This window comes from Halomonas stenophila (assembly GCF_014192275.1).
In the GTDB taxonomy this organism is placed as follows: domain Bacteria; phylum Pseudomonadota; class Gammaproteobacteria; order Pseudomonadales; family Halomonadaceae; genus Halomonas; species Halomonas stenophila.
The window spans coordinates 86,687-103,448 of the sequence record NZ_JACHXR010000015.1; the positions used below are offsets into that span (position 1 = coordinate 86,687).

Annotated in this window: 14 protein-coding genes and 2 pseudogenes; 12 read left to right on the forward strand and 4 right to left on the reverse strand. The window is 62.5% G+C overall.

Annotation, left to right across the window (positions count from 1 at the left end; genetic code table 11):
• Position 1 precedes the first annotated feature (1 nt).
• The 3 genes and pseudogenes from FHR97_RS18235 to FHR97_RS20760 form a co-directional block, all read right to left on the reverse strand.
• Positions 2-1,531, reverse strand: a complete 1,530-nt coding sequence (locus FHR97_RS18235; protein ID WP_183385224.1) for a sensor domain-containing diguanylate cyclase — start codon at positions 1,529-1,531, stop codon at positions 2-4.
• A 294-nt stretch (positions 1,532-1,825) separates the two neighbouring features.
• On the reverse strand, positions 1,826-2,419 hold the full coding sequence (locus tag FHR97_RS18240) for a LysE family translocator (protein WP_183385225.1): 594 nt from the start codon (positions 2,417-2,419) through the stop codon (positions 1,826-1,828).
• Positions 2,420-2,933: 514 nt separating this feature from the next.
• Positions 2,934-2,978, reverse strand: a pseudogene (locus tag FHR97_RS20760) (hypothetical protein); the annotation flags it as partial.
• A 143-nt stretch (positions 2,979-3,121) separates the two neighbouring features.
• On the opposite strand from FHR97_RS20760, the gene FHR97_RS18250 reads away from it, so the two are divergent.
• The 3 genes from FHR97_RS18250 (at position 3,122) to FHR97_RS18260 (ending at position 4,620) form a co-directional block, all read left to right on the forward strand.
• Positions 3,122-3,406, forward strand: a complete 285-nt coding sequence (locus FHR97_RS18250) for a hypothetical protein (RefSeq protein ID WP_183385226.1) — start codon at positions 3,122-3,124, stop codon at positions 3,404-3,406.
• A 159-nt stretch (positions 3,407-3,565) separates the two neighbouring features.
• Positions 3,566-4,363, forward strand: a complete 798-nt coding sequence (locus tag FHR97_RS18255; protein WP_183385227.1) for an alpha/beta fold hydrolase — start codon at positions 3,566-3,568, stop codon at positions 4,361-4,363.
• A gap of 83 nt (positions 4,364-4,446) precedes the next feature.
• Positions 4,447-4,620, forward strand: a complete 174-nt coding sequence (locus FHR97_RS18260; RefSeq protein WP_183385228.1) for a hypothetical protein — start codon at positions 4,447-4,449, stop codon at positions 4,618-4,620.
• A gap of 121 nt (positions 4,621-4,741) precedes the next feature.
• On the opposite strand, the gene FHR97_RS18265 is transcribed toward FHR97_RS18260, so the two are convergent.
• Positions 4,742-5,812 (reverse strand): calcium/sodium antiporter, encoded by a 1,071-nt coding sequence (locus tag FHR97_RS18265; protein WP_183385229.1) that lies wholly within the window; start codon positions 5,810-5,812, stop codon positions 4,742-4,744.
• A 221-nt stretch (positions 5,813-6,033) separates the two neighbouring features.
• On the opposite strand from FHR97_RS18265, the gene FHR97_RS18270 reads away from it, so the two are divergent.
• From FHR97_RS18270 to FHR97_RS18310, 9 genes and pseudogenes are all read left to right on the forward strand, one after another.
• On the forward strand, positions 6,034-6,999 hold the full coding sequence (locus FHR97_RS18270; protein WP_183385230.1) for a zinc-binding metallopeptidase family protein: 966 nt from the start codon (positions 6,034-6,036) through the stop codon (positions 6,997-6,999).
• Between the two features lie 370 nt (positions 7,000-7,369).
• On the forward strand, positions 7,370-8,659 hold the full coding sequence (locus FHR97_RS18275; protein ID WP_183385231.1) for a cation:proton antiporter: 1,290 nt from the start codon (positions 7,370-7,372) through the stop codon (positions 8,657-8,659).
• Between the two features lie 221 nt (positions 8,660-8,880).
• Entirely contained in the window at positions 8,881-9,645 is a 765-nt protein-coding gene (locus tag FHR97_RS18280) for a VCBS repeat-containing protein (RefSeq protein WP_183385232.1), read from the forward strand.
• A gap of 124 nt (positions 9,646-9,769) precedes the next feature.
• Positions 9,770-11,920 (forward strand): ATP-binding protein, encoded by a 2,151-nt coding sequence (locus FHR97_RS18285; protein WP_183385233.1) that lies wholly within the window; start codon positions 9,770-9,772, stop codon positions 11,918-11,920.
• Between the two features lie 4 nt (positions 11,921-11,924).
• A complete protein-coding gene (locus FHR97_RS18290; RefSeq protein ID WP_183385234.1) occupies positions 11,925-12,836 on the forward strand; it encodes a diguanylate cyclase in 912 nt (303 codons plus the stop codon).
• Positions 12,837-13,009: 173 nt separating this feature from the next.
• Positions 13,010-13,267, forward strand: a pseudogene (locus FHR97_RS20765) (GNAT family N-acetyltransferase); the annotation flags it as partial.
• Between the two features lie 55 nt (positions 13,268-13,322).
• Positions 13,323-13,904, forward strand: a complete 582-nt coding sequence (locus tag FHR97_RS18300; RefSeq protein ID WP_183385235.1) for an acyloxyacyl hydrolase — start codon at positions 13,323-13,325, stop codon at positions 13,902-13,904.
• A gap of 830 nt (positions 13,905-14,734) precedes the next feature.
• Positions 14,735-16,150, forward strand: a complete 1,416-nt coding sequence (locus FHR97_RS18305) for an ATPase domain-containing protein (RefSeq protein ID WP_221187861.1) — start codon at positions 14,735-14,737, stop codon at positions 16,148-16,150.
• Between the two features lie 4 nt (positions 16,151-16,154).
• Positions 16,155-16,679, forward strand: coding sequence for a response regulator transcription factor (locus FHR97_RS18310; RefSeq protein WP_183385237.1), 525 nt, complete (start codon positions 16,155-16,157; stop codon positions 16,677-16,679).
• Positions 16,680-16,762: the final 83 nt, after the last annotated feature.

Consider the following 16,762-nt stretch of genomic DNA (forward strand, 5'->3'; position numbering starts at 1 on the left):
CTCAGCCGCGGGCCCCTTGCTGGTGGCGCCGGGTCTTGTCGTGATACATGCGCTTGTCCGCGAGGCTGAGTACCTCCTGGGCGGACGTTTCGGTGGAACTGGCGCTTCCCATGCTTAAGCGAACCTCTACCACTACATTCTTGCCGAGTGCCGGGGTGATCACGCAGCGCTGGCCTTCCAGCCGTGTCCGGATCCGCTCGGCCATGCGGTTGGGGGCCGACAAGTCCCCGGAAGGAAACAGGATGACGAACTCATCGCCGCCGTAGCGCGCGAGGATGTCCTCTTCCCGGCACTGCCCACTCAGCCGCTCGGCGACCGTGGTGATCAACTGGTCGCCCGCGACGTGCCCATAACGATCGTTCACTTCCTTGAGCCCGTCGACATCCATCATCAGCACAGCAAAATCCAGCCCCGGCGGCTGGGCCTTGCCCTCGATGCTCAACTGAAGCGCCGCTTCGAAGAAGCCGCGATTGTAAAGCCCGGTCAGCCCGTCGCGCTCGGCCGTCTTCTTCAGCTCCAGGTGCAGCAGCTTGTTTTCGGTGGCCGCCGCCAGTTGGTCGACGAACAGGGCCAGCATGCTTTCCAGTGCGGCGTCCAGCCTGGGGGCACGCACGATCAGCCAGCCTTCGTACCGGCTCAAGCGCCCCGTCATGGAGGTGGCATACAGCTGCTCGCCCTCGGGCTTCTCGCTGAGCTTGATGGTGCTGGCATAGGGCTCGTGTTGCCTGGCCAGCAGGCTGCCCAGGCGGCGTTCCTCCTCAGGGCCGAGGTGCAGGCCGGCGACGGCGGCGTAACGCGTTACCTCGCGGCGCTGGTGCAACTGGAGGAACACGGCAAACCCGTACTCGGGGAAGTCGGCATGCAGATGCTTCAAGGAGTCATCGAGCAGGGTATTGATGTTCGAGGCGCGATTGGCGACAGCGCCGAGGTCGAGCAGGGCATGAATGACCCGGTTCTTGTACTGGGTCTCGGCGATGCTGTGCCCGATCATCCGGTTCTGGCCGTGCATCACGTAGGCCAGCGCGAAGAAGTAGATCACCGCACCGGCGCCCTGGTAGATATCCACCCCGACGCCGAGGTAGGGACGAAACTCGAACCCCGTCAAGGCCCCCCACCCCAGGCTGCCGCCGGTGAACAACGCAACCGAGAGGCCCAGTCGGCGCAGGCCGCCGACGACCATGTTGTTCATGAAGCAGGCCAGGCCGATGGTCAGGGTGGCCCAGACGTAGTAGTCCAGCACGCTGCTCCAGATACCGTACAGCAGGCTGTCGAAAAGCAGGTTCCTGAACTCGGCGCGCTTCGAGTCGATCGCCAGGGCGGCATGGGCGTATGCCACCCCTGGCCACAGCAGCAGGAGCAGGCCCGGCAGAATCAGCGCCCAGCCGCTACCCTCCACCAGGGCGATCCATACCGTGAGCCCAAAGGTATGCCAGAAGGCGAAGGCGCGTGGGCCCAGCGTCGCCAGGGCGAGACGATGGGGGCGTTTGACAGACTGCAGTGCCCGAAGCGGAAGCGACTTGATTTTCAGCATCCTCGGCGGTGGGCGCCTCGCCTGCCCAGGCAGGCTTGCGCGACGCTGATGCGTCTTGGGTATGACACCGTTTCATTCGAACTTGCTAACTAGCCTAGCACTGCCAGGGGGAGTGGAAGGCTCTGGCCCTGCGGTCCGCTTCGCTCGCCGCGAGTGGACAGGTGCCAGGCGGTGCTCGCGGCCTGCGGGGGAACGTATGCCTTGGAGCCGCACCTCGGCTTCAGCGATCCGCCGCACGTCCAGCGCACCTTCAGGCGGCGGGTGGCCGCCACGCCGAACCAGTACCGGCGCTCGTTACCCGAGCAGTAGGTAGACGCAGCTGGCGGCGAGCAGCACCGCCAGGCTCCGGTTGAGGGTGACCAGCACCGCGGGGCGATGGACGTAGCGGCGCAGGAAGGCCCCGGCATAGACCCAGCTCCCCAGCGACAGCCAGCAGATGGGCAGGTAGAGGGCGGCGAACAGCAGCACCTGCTGCAGGTCATGGCCGCTGGTGTAGGCGCCGATCCCCGAGGCCGAGGCCAGCCAGGCCTTGGGATTGAGCCACTGCATCAGCGCGCCGGTCATGAAGCCCGGCGCACGCTGGGCGTCGCCCTCCGGCAGGCGACCATCGTCGCGAAACAGCCGTACGCTCAGGTAGAGCAGGAAGGCCACCCCGGCCCAGCGCAGGGCCTCGTTGATGCCCGGCGCCATCGCCAGCAGCGAATAGAGCCCCAGGCCCACGGCGATGAACAGGGCGATGAAGCCCAGGGTGGCGCCGCTGACGAACACCAGCCCCCGGACGAGGGGATAGCGGGTACCGCTGCTCAGGCACACCAGGTTCACGGGCCCCGGCGAGATCGAGGCGGCGAGGGCGAAGGCCGACATCGGCAGCAACAGCGACAGGTTCATGGTCATCCTCCGGTCGAGACGTTGACCGGAGTCTGCGCTGACGGCCGAGCCTGGTATTGAACGAAATTGCCGTGCGTGGCGACGCTGCCGGTGGGCATGGAACGCCGTCGCCGGCTCCCAGCGGGCGTGTATGCCGTCGACATAGGTGATGGGGATCCGCGACCGCCTCCCTCGCCTCGGCCAGCCAGAAGCGATTGCTGCGGCTCGACATGTCGCTACTCCTGTTCCCTTGGTGGCCGCTCTTCTCCTGGCTTCGCCCAACGGCCGTTTTGCATCCAACGTTACGCCTGCCTAGGCTTGTCCAAAGGCCGCTGAAGACAGCCGGGAGGAACGCAGCAACGCGGAACGAAGGGACTACCGCACGGATGGCAGGGAGCATCACGGTGTGCCAGGTAGGAGCGGTAGCGTGCCCGACGTCTCCGACAGTCCATTCCCCCAGCGGACGGCGCACGCCGGCAAAGCCCTTGCCCAGCACGTGCGCGTAGATCCGAGTGGTTTCCACGCTCTTGTGCCCCAACAACTCCTGGACCGTGCGAATATCCGTGCCCTGGCTCAGCAATGTGGTGCGATCCTTATCGCCTTTGCCGGCTCTGATCGTAAGGATCTGACGCTTGAAGTCGATATCCCGTACACGCAGGCGGCACGTTTCGAGAAGACGAAGCCCCGGGCCATTTGGACCGCACGGTAGAGGCAGGAGGATATATGGACGAAGGGTTAGCTCGATTTCTTTTGTTTCTCCTTAGCCTGTGGATACTGTTCCTTGCAATAAAAGGGCTTTTTGATCCACACGTAGCCGCGTGGAAGAAGCGATTGGCCCTCACTGCAGTTGTCGCGGGAGGTATTCTGTTGGCAATGGGATTCCACGATTTTGGCAAGTACCTACTAGCAGGTGGTCCTATTCTTCTCGCGATCAATGCTGAGGATGCTGGATCCGGTGGGGGTGGCGACGGAACTGGCTGCGGCGGTGGCGATGGCGGCGGTGCCTAAATCGAAACTTTTGCTGGCAATTGCACGCACCGGCGACCGGCTCCATCCTCTAACACGGCGCTCAAGCCGACTGGCCTACGCGTCGCTCCGGTCAGCGGCTTAGCTCTGCGTTGCCCTGACGAGCCATAACGTATTCATCCTTATCCATTGGAGACACCCATGACCGTGGTCGACCACCAGGGCCTCCGGATCGCCTTCGCAGACAGCGGCGCGGGGTTGCCCATCGTCCTCGGCCACGGCTTTCTCTGCTCGGGCGAGATGTGGCGCGAGCAGGTCCCCGTGCTGGCCGAGCACTACCGGGTCATCAATCCCGATTTCCGCGGGCATGGCCGGTCCGGCCGCATCTCGGAGCCGTTCACGCTGTACGATGCCGTGTCCGACGTCATTGCCGTGCTGGATGAGCTCGGCATCGAGCGGGCGATCTGGTGTGGCCTGTCGATCGGCGGGATGGTGGCGCTTCGCGGCGCGTTGTGCCACCCGGATCGGGTCGCCGGCCTCATCCTGATGGATACGGATGCCGGCGCGGAAACCGCCTGGCACAAGGTGAAGTATCGCGCCATGGGCGCCACGGCTCGCGCCTTCGGCTTTCGCCCGCTGCTGCCGTCTATCGCGGGGCTGATGTTCGGCGCCACCACTCGGCGCGAGAATCGTGCCCTGGTCGATGAATGGAAGGCGCGCGTTGCCGAGAACCACGTGCCCTCCATGCTGTTGGGCCTGGATGCGCTGATCAGGCGGGATTCGGTGCTCGATCGCCTGCATGAGATCGGCGTGCCGGCGCTCGTGCTCGTGGGGGAGGAGGATCGCTCCCTGCCGGTGGCGCTCTCCCGGCGGATTCATGCGCGGCTGCCCGATTCCACCCTCACGGTGATCCCGGGTGCCGGGCATCTGGCGGCCATCGAGCGGCCGGCCCAGGTCAACGAGGCCATCGCCGGGTTTCTGGCGGCTCAAGCGAAGTGAGCTGACGACGGGCGTGATGCCTGATCGGCCCCCCATCGCGCCTCGAGTTTCGACATGGGCAGCCACACGCCCGGAATCCGACCATGATCCCAGGCATTGTTCTCTGCTTTGCCTTTCTCGTCGCCCAGTTGGCTGCACTGCACTATATCGACCGTCGCCTCGGCGATAGAGCCAGCGATACCCGCCAGGCGACGCCCGTGCCGCCCATCGCCCAACGAACCGAGGAGGGGATGCCGGCCCCGGATGCTGGCGTGTGATTCGCCCCTCACCCCTCGCCCTGGGGCAGGGAACCCGCGGGCAGTGGCCCGACGGCACGATGCCCGCGGCTTCCCGTGGTCGCCCAGAAAGCGGTAGCGCCGAGCGATAGCGAGCGGTGGGTCAGCGGGCCCGGCCAGAGCGGCGCTTCTGCTCTTGAAGGCTCAGCACCGCCAGTGTCAGGGCCGTGAGGGGAAGCACGAAGTACATCATGACCCCAGTGAACCCGGCCAGCGCATCATGCTGCGCCGTCGCCAGGATCAGGTAGAGGGTATAGGCGACGTAGTAGCCCAGCAGCAGGGCCCCTTCCCACCGATTGATGATGCCACCGGTGAAGCAGATTGGCAGACAGGCCACCGCGACGGCCAGCATCACGGGGATGTCGAAGCTGATCATGGCGGGCGTCACCATGAGGCCGGACGGCGCCAGCAGGCTGCTCAGTCCCAGCACGCCGAGAATGTTGAACACGTTGCTGCCGACCACGTTGCCCACGGCGATATCGCGCTCGCCGCGCAGGGCGGCGATCAGCGAGGTCACGACCTCGGGCAGGGACGTGCCCGCCGCGATGATGGTCAAGCCGATCACCTGCTCGCTGACCCCCAGGAAGCTGGCGAAGGCCACCGCTCCCTCGACCAGCCATCGCGAGCCAAGCACCAGCAGGACCAGCCCCGCCGCCACCAGCAGCAGGTTGATCCCCCAGGCATTGCTGTCCGAAGGCAGGCTGTCGCTGCCGGCGGCGGCCTGGGCGCGAGACCGGGCATTCTGGTAAAGCAGGAAGGCGAGGTAGGCAACGAGGCCCGCCGCCAGCAGGAACCCATCCAGGCGGCTCAGCTGCCCATCCAGCACGAGCAGCAACAGGGCCGCCGAGAGGGCGACCATCAAGGGGATATCGAAGCGGATCAGCTGCTGGGCGACCAGCAGCGGCGTGACCATGGCCGAGAGCCCGAGGATGAACAGGATGTTGAAGATGTTGCTGCCCACCACGTTCCCCATGGCGATGCCCGCCTGGTCCGCGAACGCGGCCTTGATGCTGACCGCCAGCTCCGGCGAGCTGGTGCCGAACGCCACGACCGTCAGGCCGATGACCAGCGGCGAGACGCCGAGGCGTGCCGCCAGCCGTGAAGCGCCGCGAACCAGCATCTCGGCACCGACCAGCAGGAAGCAGAGTCCCGCCAGGAACGCGATGTAGCTCATACCTTCCACCCCAGTGGTTCAGCCACATGCATGATAAGCGATTCTGCGGAAAGCCACCGCCACGACGCCTCTCGCCGGATTGGGTGGTCAGCATGGGGGGGGGGGGGGGGCAAATATCCGGCCGCGCTCCAAACGAGTTGACACACGACCGGGAGAAGCGAAGTATGAATTCGTGACGTTTCGGGCCCTGTGCCCCGTTGTTCTTCCGGAGTCCCTACTGTATGCGCGTTTTTGCAAACCCAGTCGGTTCCGGCTCACTCTGGTTTGACAACCTCACCACCGCCGACGGCACCCCCGTTGCTTACGACCCGCAGGCGCGGGCCTTCCTGCCGATGCCGCCCTTCTGCGCCAACCGGGAAGTCATCGGTTGCAATTGGATTGCTCCTGCGCAGGGCGCCCTCTGCCGGTCCTGCGCCATGACGGCGCTGGCCCCAGACCCCGCCATACCCGGCGCCATCCCCAACTGGGCGCAAACTGAAGCCGCCAAGCGCTGGGCGCTTGACAATCTCGGCCGCTGGCATTGGTTCCGGCCGGAGGATCCGGGCGCGCCCCCCGTTTTCCACCTGCTCGCCGAGGGTCCGACGCCTGTGTTGATGGGGCATGTCGAGGGTGTGGTGACGATCAGCGTGGCTGAGGCGGACCCGGTCCTGCGCGCCACTCGCCGCCAAGCACTGCACGAGCCCTACCGCACCATGATCGGCCATATGCGCCACGAGATCGCACATATGCTCTGGTGGCGGCTCAGCCTGCGCGACGATTTCCTCGACGCCTTCCGCGCCATGTTCGGCGACGAACGCGCGGATTATCCCACCGCTCTCCAGCGCCACTACCATGAGGGTCCTCCGCCCGATTGGCGGCAACGCTTCCTGACCACCTACGCTTCCTCGCATCCGCATGAGGACTGGGCCGAAACTGCCGCGCATCTGTTGCACCTGACCGATCTTACCGACAGCTTCGTCGCGACGAGCCTGTCCTCGCCTGAGCTGCCGAGCCGGGGTTGGGACCCGTATTCGGAAGCGGATGCCGAGCGCCTGATCCATGTTGCGGCCTCTCTCACAGTGGGGGTCAATCATGTCAACCGCTCGATGGGGTTGCCGGACCTCTATCCCTTCGTGCTGTCGGAAGCCGCGCGCCGTAAGCTCGCCTTCGTGCATGACTGGCTGCGTCGGGGGGCGCAGGGACGTTGACGTGCTGGGTATCCGAGGGAGGGGGTCGAGGCTAGCGGGGTGAGGCAAGTTCACGAACGAGCGCGATCACGTTGGTCCGATCCTTTCGGGTCGCGTGCGGTTGACTGTGATCTTGCCAGTGAACGCAGGCTTACCAAGTTGCGCGAGCAGCGCCCTCATTCAGGGGGGAGATGAGTAGCGTGGACGTCGCAGCCGTCCAATAATGCCTGAACTGTCTGAGTGAACAGGTCATGGTGATGCAACGCCTGAAAGCCTTCAAATACGCATTGATGCCGCCAGCAGAAGGAACTCACCGGAGCGGCTGAATGCCGCGCCTGAGCGCCGTGGAAATCTCCCGGCTTCAGGCGGGGAGGAGGTTAATGAGTAACCTATGACTGCCGCGACCTGGTTCATATTGATTGGAACGCTGCTGCTGGTAGTGGGCTTTACCTTCTCCTATTTCAAGAGGGTGCCCGCTACCTCTGCCATTTTGTATCTCATGATCGGATTCATTTTTGGACCGATGGGCTTTGGGTTGTTTCACTTTAACTCATTGGAAGAATCGGCTTTATTGGAGTTTCTCACCGAGATAGCAGTGCTTATTTCGTTGTATTGCGCCGGCGTGAAAATGCCAGCGCCGGTGACCATCAAGCGCTGGCAGAACCCCCTGCAACTGGCGGTTGTTTCGATGGCGATTACCGTCGGATTGGTGACGCTGTTCGGCTACTACTGGCTCGCTTTGCCCCTTGGGGCTGCCGTCTTGCTGGGTGCCGTCGTCGCACCGACAGACCCGGTTCTGGCGACCGAAGTTCAGGTTCGCCATGCCGATGATCCTGACCATCTACGCTTTGCATTGACCTGCGAGGCCGGAATGAATGACGGCAGCGCCTTCCCGTTCGTGATGCTTGGCCTGGGCTTGCTGGGTCTGCACGATCTTGGCGACGCCGGTTGGCGTTGGCTGGCAGTGGATGTGTTCTGGGCCAGCGGTGCAGGTATCGGCATCGGTATTCTGGCAGGCTATGGTGTAGGTTGGCTGGTAAACAAGATACGCACTACCTTTTTGGATACCGCCTTTCTGGAGAGCTTTCTCGGCCTGGGACTGATAGCGCTCGCCTACGGGGTCAGCTTGTTAGTGGATGCTTGGGGCTTTTTAGCTGTGTTTAGTGCAGCGGTGGCTCTACGCCATACCGAACTGAAATTGGCCGGTTTAAAGCAAGAGTACTCGGAACGTATCGAGACTCGCCAGGACGATGAGCCGAAAGCCATAGCGCACGTGCACGTGAGCGAAAGTTCCTTGGTCTTCAACGAACACCTTGAGCGGCTGGCAGAAATCGTACTTGTTTTACTGATCGGCGGTTCGCTGTTCTGGGACTCATGGAGCTGGCGAGCCGCTGGCTTCGCGGCGTTTCTGTTTTTTGTCGCCCGCCCCATCAGCGTGCACCTTGGCCTGCTCGGAAGCAGGGCACCCATGCGCATGCGCCACCTCGTGGGCTGGTTTGGTGTCCGTGGTATTGGCTCGTTGTACTATCTAATGTACGCCATCCAACACGGGCTGCCAGAGGATATAGCACTGGAATTGATACACTTGACCCTGGTGGTGGTGGCCTTGTCGATCGTGGTTCACGGGGTCAGCGTAAAACCCACTATTGCTCGCTATTGGCGTTCGAGGAAGCCTCGGTAATATCGATAACCTCACGTTGCGACTCTGCTGAGTTCAGACACCTATCCTGTCAGCGAGCAGCGATCACTAACCGTGATTGATCACTCGCGAAGGGAGATCGCCGTTTGTACATGGAGTCCTCCCCGTTTGCCAGCAGCAATCGCGAACAGCTCCCTTTTCTCCCACACCCCATGCACCACCATATCCGGGCTAGCGCTCAACCGCCTCAGAGGATCAGGACGATGAAACGTCACCTTCTCTCGCTGTGTGCCCTGTTCGTGATGATGGCGCCTGCCGCTCATGCGGAGCAGATCGTCGCTGCCAGGTATGTCGAGCCGGTCGAGCGGTACGGGCATTATGCCCTGGGTCGGCCGCATGAGTACGCGCGCTTGGTCGCGACGACCGACGCCGCGCGAGACGTGGGGCTGGACTTGCCCAGGGAGGAGGTGTTCGAGGACCTTGCACCGCGCCTCGTGCGACTGGCGGATCAGGCGCCGGCGGAATTGCTCGCCATCGTCAGCTCGCGTGACGGCGGGTCGCGGCTGGCGCTGGTTGGCCTCGAGGGCAATCGGCTGGAGATCGTGGCGCAGTCGGCCCCGATCGGTAGGCCGAACCGTTGGCTCAACCCGGTCGGCGTCGCCGACCTGAACGGCAACGGTGAGGCGGAGATCGCCGCGGTGACGACACCCCACCTGGGTGGCGTGCTGAGGGTCTACCGACGCCGCGGTGAGCGCCTGGTGGAGATCCACTCGCTGAGCGGCTTCTCGAACCATGCCTATGGCTCCCCTGAGCTGGGTCTGTCGAGGCCCGCGCGGATCGACGGGTGCATGCAGCTATTGGTGCCCGACGGGCGTCGGGCGAGTGTGAGCGCCATCATGCTGAGCGACGCGGGGTTGGTCGAAACCGACCGTTGTCGTTTCAGCGAGCCGATCACGGCTCCGGAGGCGCTGGACGACTGCGAGCACCGCCTGAACCAGGCCGTCTTGATCATGCCGGAGTCTTCATGATCGGGGACTGCCCACGATGATCCGACGTCGCGGGGATCGCTGCGAGGCAGGCCGTTAACGGCTACGCTGGTGGCACAAATCAGGGATTGATAGGTGGCGAAAGTCACCCTTTCAGGAGGCTGACATGCCATACGAGCAGCAAATCGCCGACATGCAGGAGCGGATCCGGCGCTGGCTGCGTACGAGCCCGTCGCCAACGGCGTCCGGAACTCTGGCCGGGCTCGATGCCGATATCCTGTCGCTGGAATCAGCGCTCGAGTCGCTCTTTCACGTAGAAGGGAGGCACGGCCAGGAAGCGTCCAACGGCTTCCAGCAAGAGGCTATCTTCCGCACGGTCCTGGAGTCCATGGTCGAGGGGGTGATCGTCGCCGACATGAATGGCCAGTTCCTGGTCTTCAACGCCGCCGCCCGGGCGATGCTCGGCCAGGACGAGACCGATAGCGGCCCGGAAGGCTGGAGTGATCAATATGGCTTGTTCTACCCGGATGGCAAGACACGCTTCCCACCGGAAGAATTGGCCTTGACTCGGGCCATGCAGGGCCAGGCCATGGATGACCAGGAAGTGGTCATCCTTGCGCCCGAGCGCCAGGAAGCCATACACGTCAGCGGCAATGCCCGTCCGCTGTGGGCGGCCGACGGGCAGCAGCTCGGCGGCGTGGTGGTCTTTCACGACATCACCGGCTTCAGAAGGGTGGATCGGGCGCTGCGTGAAGCGCGCGACCGGGCCGAAGAGGCCTCCCAGGCGAAGAGTGAGTTCCTGGCCAACATGAGCCACGAAATCCGCACGCCGTTAACGGCAGTGCTCGGGTTTGCCGACCTGTTACTGGATCCGAAGCTGAACGAAAGCGATCGTCTGAACTACCTCCAGGCCATCCGGCGCAATGGCCAGCATCTGCTCAGCCTGATCAACGATATCCTCGATCTCTCGAAACTCCAGGCCGACAAGATTCAGATCGAGCGGGCGACCTTCTCCCTGCACCAGTTGCTGCACGAAGTCGCCTCGATCATGCAGGTTCGTGCCTACGAAAAAGGCTTGGATTTCGATGTGCGTTACACAACGCCCATGCCGCGCGAGATCGACAACGACGTCATGCGGATTCGCCAGATCCTGCTCAACCTGCTCGGCAATGCCATCAAGTTCACCCGAGAAGGCGAAGTGGTGCTCACCTGCCGCTGCCTGGATCCAGGTACCGAATCCTCGAGGCTGGAACTGGCGGTCACCGACACCGGCATCGGAATGCATCCGGATGACATCGACCGGCTGTTCCAGCCATTCAATCAGGCGAATCCCGCGACTACCCGGGAATATGGCGGCACCGGCCTCGGTCTGGCGATCTGCCGCTCGCTGGCCGACGCGCTCGGCGGCGATATCCGCGTCGACAGCAGTCCGGGGCAGGGCAGCACCTTCATCCTGGTGCTGGATCAGCCGATCGATGACCGGGCCGAGATGGTTGAAAGCCATATGCTGCACCAGAGCGAACTGGAAGCCGAAGCGGAGCCCTTCACTTCCCGAGACCTGTCGGGGCGGGTCCTGCTGGCCGAGGACGGCCATGACAATCAGGTTCTGGTCTCGACCATCCTACAGCGCGAGGGGCTGAAGGTGGACATCGCCGGCGATGGCGAGGAGGCGGTCGACAAGGCGCTCACCGCGATGAACGCCGAGACACCCTATGACCTGGTCCTCATGGATATGCAGATGCCGCGGCTGGACGGTTACGGGGCCACCGCCAAGCTGCGCCGCAAGGGCTACTCCGGACCGGTGGTGGCATTGACCGCGCATGCGATGTCGGGCGAGCGAGAACGCTGCCTGGCCGCAGGCTGCGACGATTACCTCAGCAAGCCGATTGCCCGGACGGTACTGCTGACGGCCGTCCAGTCCTACTTGCTTCGCATCCGCGGCGGCGAGCCACCGCCGGTGGAGGAAGCCGCGACGACGGCGGGTGAAAGCGGGGAGACGGACGGGGAAGGTCGAATCTACAGCAGCTACAGCGACGATCCGGACATGGCAGACCTGGTGCATCAGTTCGTCGAGCGGCTGCCGATCCATGTTCAGGATATCCGTACCGCGGCCGACATCGGCGAGCTGGATCGCCTGCGTCGGCTCGCGCACCAGCTCAAGGGCGCGGCCGGTGGCTACGGCTTTCAACCGGTCAGCCGGGCCGCCGCGAAGCTCGAAACCAAGGTGCGGGAGGCCGATCAAGCCAGCGAGGTCACCGAGGCCGTGAGTCAGTTGGTCCGCGTCTGTCGCCGGGTGACGCATGCTGGGCCGGAGTGAGGTCATGGTGGTCAATAGCGAACAGCAGTCGGTGCTGGTGGTCGACGACTCGCAGGATATCCATGCGCTGGTCGGCGCCCGCCTCAAATCCGAACGGGTAAACCTGCTGCATGCCTATGACGCGGAGGAAGGTCTCAACATCGCCCGCGAGAATCTGCCGGACCTCATTCTGCTGGATCTGGACATGCCCGGTACCGACGGCCTGACGCTCTGTCGCCTCCTGAAGAACCAGGACGAGCTGGTGCATATCCCGGTCATCTTCCTCACCGCCACGCTGGACGTGGACACGAAGGTCAAGGCGTTTGAACTGGGCGCGGTGGACTACGTTACCAAGCCCTTTGACGCCATCGAGCTCAAGGCACGGGTTCGCGCGGCCCTGAAAACCAAGGGGTATCATGACCTGCTCACCACCAAGGCCCGTATCGACGCCCTGAGTGGGCTCTGGAACCGGGGCTACCTCAGCGAGCAGTTGAGTGCCGAGCTATCGCTGTGGCACAGACACGGGCAGCCCGTCTCGCTGCTCATGATGGACATCGATCATTTCAAGGCCATCAATGACACCCATGGGCATCCGTTCGGGGACCTGGTCATCCAGCGAATTGGGCGGGTGATCAACCGCCTTTCCCGGGAAAGCGACGTGGCTTGTCGCTACGGCGGCGAGGAGTTCGCGATGATTCTCCGCGACACCCCGGCGCCGGGCGCGACAGTGATCGCCAAGCGTTTACGGCGGGAAATCGCCGCACTCGAGTTCACGGCTGGCCGCGAAACGGTCTCGCCAACCATGAGCATTGGCGTCGCCGGCAGCGATCAGTTCGATGAGGTTGCTGAGCTGTCCGGTCAACAGTTGGTGGAAGCGGCCGATCAGGCCCTCTACCGCGCGAAGGACACCGGGCGGAACCGGGTCGTGTGCCGGTGACCGAGTTCCCGAAGATATTACCAAGGAATCATGGAAGCCTTATCCAGCGCCTGGCGATGTTTGCGATACAATAGTACTCATCGAAAAAATGATGGTGCCCTCATAGGGTTGTGTGGTGTTGGGCCAGAAATGGTCGATGATGTCGAGGAAATCAACCTTGCTACCGACTCGCCACGCGGTATCGGAAGAGTGGTCTGGTGTCTGAGGCGGCGAAAGCAGTATTGGATTATGCTCTCGGGAAGAGATCGTTCCATTCGGTGTTCGTAATCATGGAGCCTGAGCATGTGGCATCCCTGAAGGTCGTTGACAAGGCTGGGCTCTCCAAGTTTGATGCCCTCGAATTCCGTGGCCGTCCAGTGAGGCTGTACCGAATGACCTGCGAGCAACGGGAATCATGGCATGACCATGCCACGCACGCGACAAGCGCGTGATGGCTGGCATTGACATGAGCATAACCGGAAAACCTTTCTTCTAAATGGATATATGTTGACAGTCATCGGTTTTTCTCACCGTTCGTTTTATGTCGGACTGTTGCCGATCGTCATCTGTGGCCTTCTCGCTCCTGACCTGAGCTACGCTGAAGACTTGAGATTACAGAGTCTCAGCATGCGCGCACGAGTGTCAGAGAAGACCTTGCTTGGAGAAGAGGCGCCGGAAGATTTTCAGGAGTACGACGTGTCGGCCAACTTCGAGTTGCCATGGCAGCGCTATTCCACTTCAGGCTGGGGCATGGGCACCCGTTTGATGGCGAGTAGCGGGATATTGCGGGGAGCGGGGGAAAAGGCTCTCGTCGTTTCTCTCATCCCTGAATTGACGCTGGGGAGTGAAGACGGGCGCTTTATCCTGGATTTGGGAGCAGGTGGAGCACTGTTCAGTCGGCATCGATTCGGGACGCAGGATTATGGCGGGCCTTTCCAGTTTGCCCTGACCGCGGGCGTCGGTGTTCCGTTATATAAAAAACTGGGGATCGGCTATCGGTTTCTTCACTATTCCGATGCCGGGGTTAATGGATCTGACACGACCGGAGCCGATTTTCACATGATTGAGTTAAGCTATAGGTTTAAATAAATGGGACCGGTGCCCGAACTCCCTCGACCCTCGGCTATCAATCGCCGAGGGGAGGAGAAAGTTGCGGCGGTAGCATAACGATAGATTTACTATGAGGTGGGCAGAACCGCCTGCTCGGAGCAGGCGTGTCAGGACACTCTCGCGTTCAAGACCTGCTGATCAACTTGCCGTGGCCGGTCCATCGTCTGGGCGGCGAGACGATGTCCTTGGTCAGCGACCAGCTGTGCTCGGATAGCTCGTAGCGTCCTGCCATGCTTCACCTATGCTGCTGGGCATGATCACTCTTCGAGGCCATCGGTCTGCCGGCACCTGCCGCATCGCGCTTGCTAGTGCCAGTTTTGGCAACGCGTATTCATGAAAATCAGTAGGTTACACTTTTTTCTGTTGAAGTCGGGGGAGCTGGCAAGCCGCAAGGGGCGGCAACGAACGGCGTTTGTCCGAAGTGTCAGCTCTTCAAGCTCGCAAGAAGATGGTTTGCGGGGGCAGATGAACAGACTGGTGAGGTCCTTGTAAGAAATATCCTACAGTGGTATAGCATTTGTCTGAGTGGAGGATCAGATGTGAGCGATTGGAAAAGAGGCGACGGGACAACTACCATAGTCTGATATCAACGGTCACCATAGGCTGATATTAACAGCCGCTTCTCTTCGGAAGGACAACCTGTTCGGTAATGAATGATAAAGGGGCACCCCTTTCGCCAATCGCCTTCAGTGCACTGAGGCGCAAGACTATCAGCATGTAAATGCTGATTGAAATGGTGGTTTCAATAGAAGGAAATATTCCCTTTGCCGAATCATGGTCAAGACAAGTCAACCCGCGTCACGAGTGGCGTGCCGGGTCTCGATCATATACTCCATGGCGGCTTCCGGGCGGGCAGATCCTATCTGGTATCCGGTGGCCCGGGGGCGGGCAAGACCACGCTAGGGCTACACTTCCTGGCGGAGGCAGAGCCCGGCGAGGCCCTGCTGATCAGCCTCGGTGAAGCACGCCGGACGATTGGCGAAGACGCGCGCGGTATCGGCCTCGATATCAGCGATGTAGTCAGCATCGACCTGTCACCGGCAGAGTCGAGCGGAACAGCGGATGCATACACGCTATTGGAGCCGTGGGAGGCCGAGTCTCCGGACCTGCATGCGCGGATCCATGAACTCTTTCCGGATCGGCCGCCCAAGCGGGTCTTTGTCGATGCCTTGAGCCAGCTGCGGCACCTGTTCCCCGACTCCTTCCAGTTCCGTAAGCAGGTCATGGCCCTGATGGAGTACCTGAAGAGTGGCGGAGTTACCGTGCTGTATTCCGCGGAACGGGGGTCCTCTGCCGAGGAAGATCTCCAGTACCTCGGCGATGGCATCCTGACTCTGGAGGCGACGGAGTTCGGGCGGACCCTGTCGGTAGTCAAGTATCGCGGTTCCGGCTTCGCCGAGGGGAAGCACTCGGTGCGCTTGAGTGATCACGGCATGAGGGTGTATGAACGGCTGATTCCCACCGATCATCGCCGGGATTTCATCACCGAGTCGATCGCTTCCGGTGTGGCGGAGGTCGATACGCTGATGGGCGGTGGCATCGAACGGGGCACGGTGACGATCTTCTCGGGCCCGACGGGGGTCGGCAAGACATCGCTCGGGGTGCAGTTCATGCGTGAGGCCGCCACTCGTGGCGAGCGGTCAGTGATCTTCAGCTTCGAGGAGCGACTCGAGACCCTGCGCTATCGCTGCCAGGGCATCGGCATTCCGCTCGACGACATGATCGACCAGGGAACGCTGGCGGTTCGCGAGGTCGAGCCGCTGCGCTACGGCCCCGACGAGTTTGCCTGGTTGGTGCGGCACGAAGTAGAGACCCAGGGGGCACGAATCGTCATGCTGGATAGCCTGGCCGGCTATCGCCAGTCGGTGTTCGGTCAGGACGTGGCGCCCCATGTGCACGCCCTGTGTCGCTATCTGGGCAACATGGGCGTCACGGTGCTACTGGTCAACGAGGTCGGTTCCATCGCCGGAGGCGAGCTGCGCGTGTCCGAGCATGGCATCAGCTACCTGGCCGACTCGGTGGTGCTGCTGCGCTATATCGAACTGGACGGTGAACTGCGCAAGACCATCGGCATGTTAAAGAAGCGCACCGGTGATTTCGAGAAGACCCTGCGCGAATTCCAGATCACATCGCAGGGGCTGAGGGTCGGGGAGCCAATGACCGGCCTGCGGGGCATCCTGCGCGGCGTGCCCGAGGCGACTCCTCCACGGACGCAGGCTCGTTGATCTGATGGTCGATGTTCCAGCCAGGGTGATCGGTAGCGGCCTGCGAATCGAGGTTGCGGTCGGTAATGCCTCCGATCGCGAACTTCTGGCACGCTCCCTGGGGGCCGAAGGCTATGCGGTCGAGGGCTTTGATGCCGAGGGCACGGCCGGCCGCGAGGCCGACCTGTTGATCGTCGATCCCCCCTCCCTGGATCGCCTGCGCCAACGCATCGACCAGTTGCACACCGAGGCCTCGCCGGTGGTGTTCCCGGTATTGTTGTTGACGAAGAGTGAGTTGACCTCATCCACCCAGATCAGTCGTGAACTCGGCACCACGGCAGCCGATATATTGCGTATCCCAACCACCCGGGCGGAACTCAGTGCCCGAGTGTGCAACCTGTTGCGTCTCCGGCAGCTTTCCCTGCAGCAGTTCCATGAATACAACCTGGTGCGTGAGGTAACGCTCCAGGAGACGACGGAGCTGGGGTTGGCCAAGGCGGTATGTCGGATAATCACGCGCTTCAAGGGCCATGCGGCGGAGCTATGGTGATTTCTGGTGTACGGGAGGAGGTAGGAAGGGTGGCGTATCCTGTTGATTGATCACGACCAAGATCTCAATCAACACGAGCGGAT

Bases quoted from the DNA above. Each gene is read 5' to 3' on its own strand.
- FHR97_RS18250 (WP_183385226.1), top strand. From the start codon at position 3,122: ATGGACGAAGGGTTAGCTCGATTTCTTTTGTTTCTCCTTAGCCTGTGG.
- FHR97_RS18235 (WP_183385224.1), bottom strand. From the start codon at position 1,531: ATGCTGAAAATCAAGTCGCTTCCGCTTCGGGCACTGCAGTCTGTCAAA.
- FHR97_RS18240 (WP_183385225.1), bottom strand. From the start codon at position 2,419: ATGAACCTGTCGCTGTTGCTGCCGATGTCGGCCTTCGCCCTCGCCGCC.
- FHR97_RS18280 (WP_183385232.1), top strand. From the start codon at position 8,881: ATGAAACGTCACCTTCTCTCGCTGTGTGCCCTGTTCGTGATGATGGCG.
- FHR97_RS18265 (WP_183385229.1), bottom strand. From the start codon at position 5,812: ATGAGCTACATCGCGTTCCTGGCGGGACTCTGCTTCCTGCTGGTCGGT.
- FHR97_RS18260 (WP_183385228.1), top strand. From the start codon at position 4,447: ATGATCCCAGGCATTGTTCTCTGCTTTGCCTTTCTCGTCGCCCAGTTG.
- FHR97_RS18275 (WP_183385231.1), top strand. From the start codon at position 7,370: ATGACTGCCGCGACCTGGTTCATATTGATTGGAACGCTGCTGCTGGTA.
- FHR97_RS18255 (WP_183385227.1), top strand. From the start codon at position 3,566: ATGACCGTGGTCGACCACCAGGGCCTCCGGATCGCCTTCGCAGACAGC.
- FHR97_RS18270 (WP_183385230.1), top strand. From the start codon at position 6,034: ATGCGCGTTTTTGCAAACCCAGTCGGTTCCGGCTCACTCTGGTTTGAC.
- FHR97_RS18290 (WP_183385234.1), top strand. From the start codon at position 11,925: ATGGTGGTCAATAGCGAACAGCAGTCGGTGCTGGTGGTCGACGACTCG.
- FHR97_RS18285 (WP_183385233.1), top strand. From the start codon at position 9,770: ATGCCATACGAGCAGCAAATCGCCGACATGCAGGAGCGGATCCGGCGC.
- FHR97_RS18310 (WP_183385237.1), top strand. From the start codon at position 16,155: ATGGTCGATGTTCCAGCCAGGGTGATCGGTAGCGGCCTGCGAATCGAG.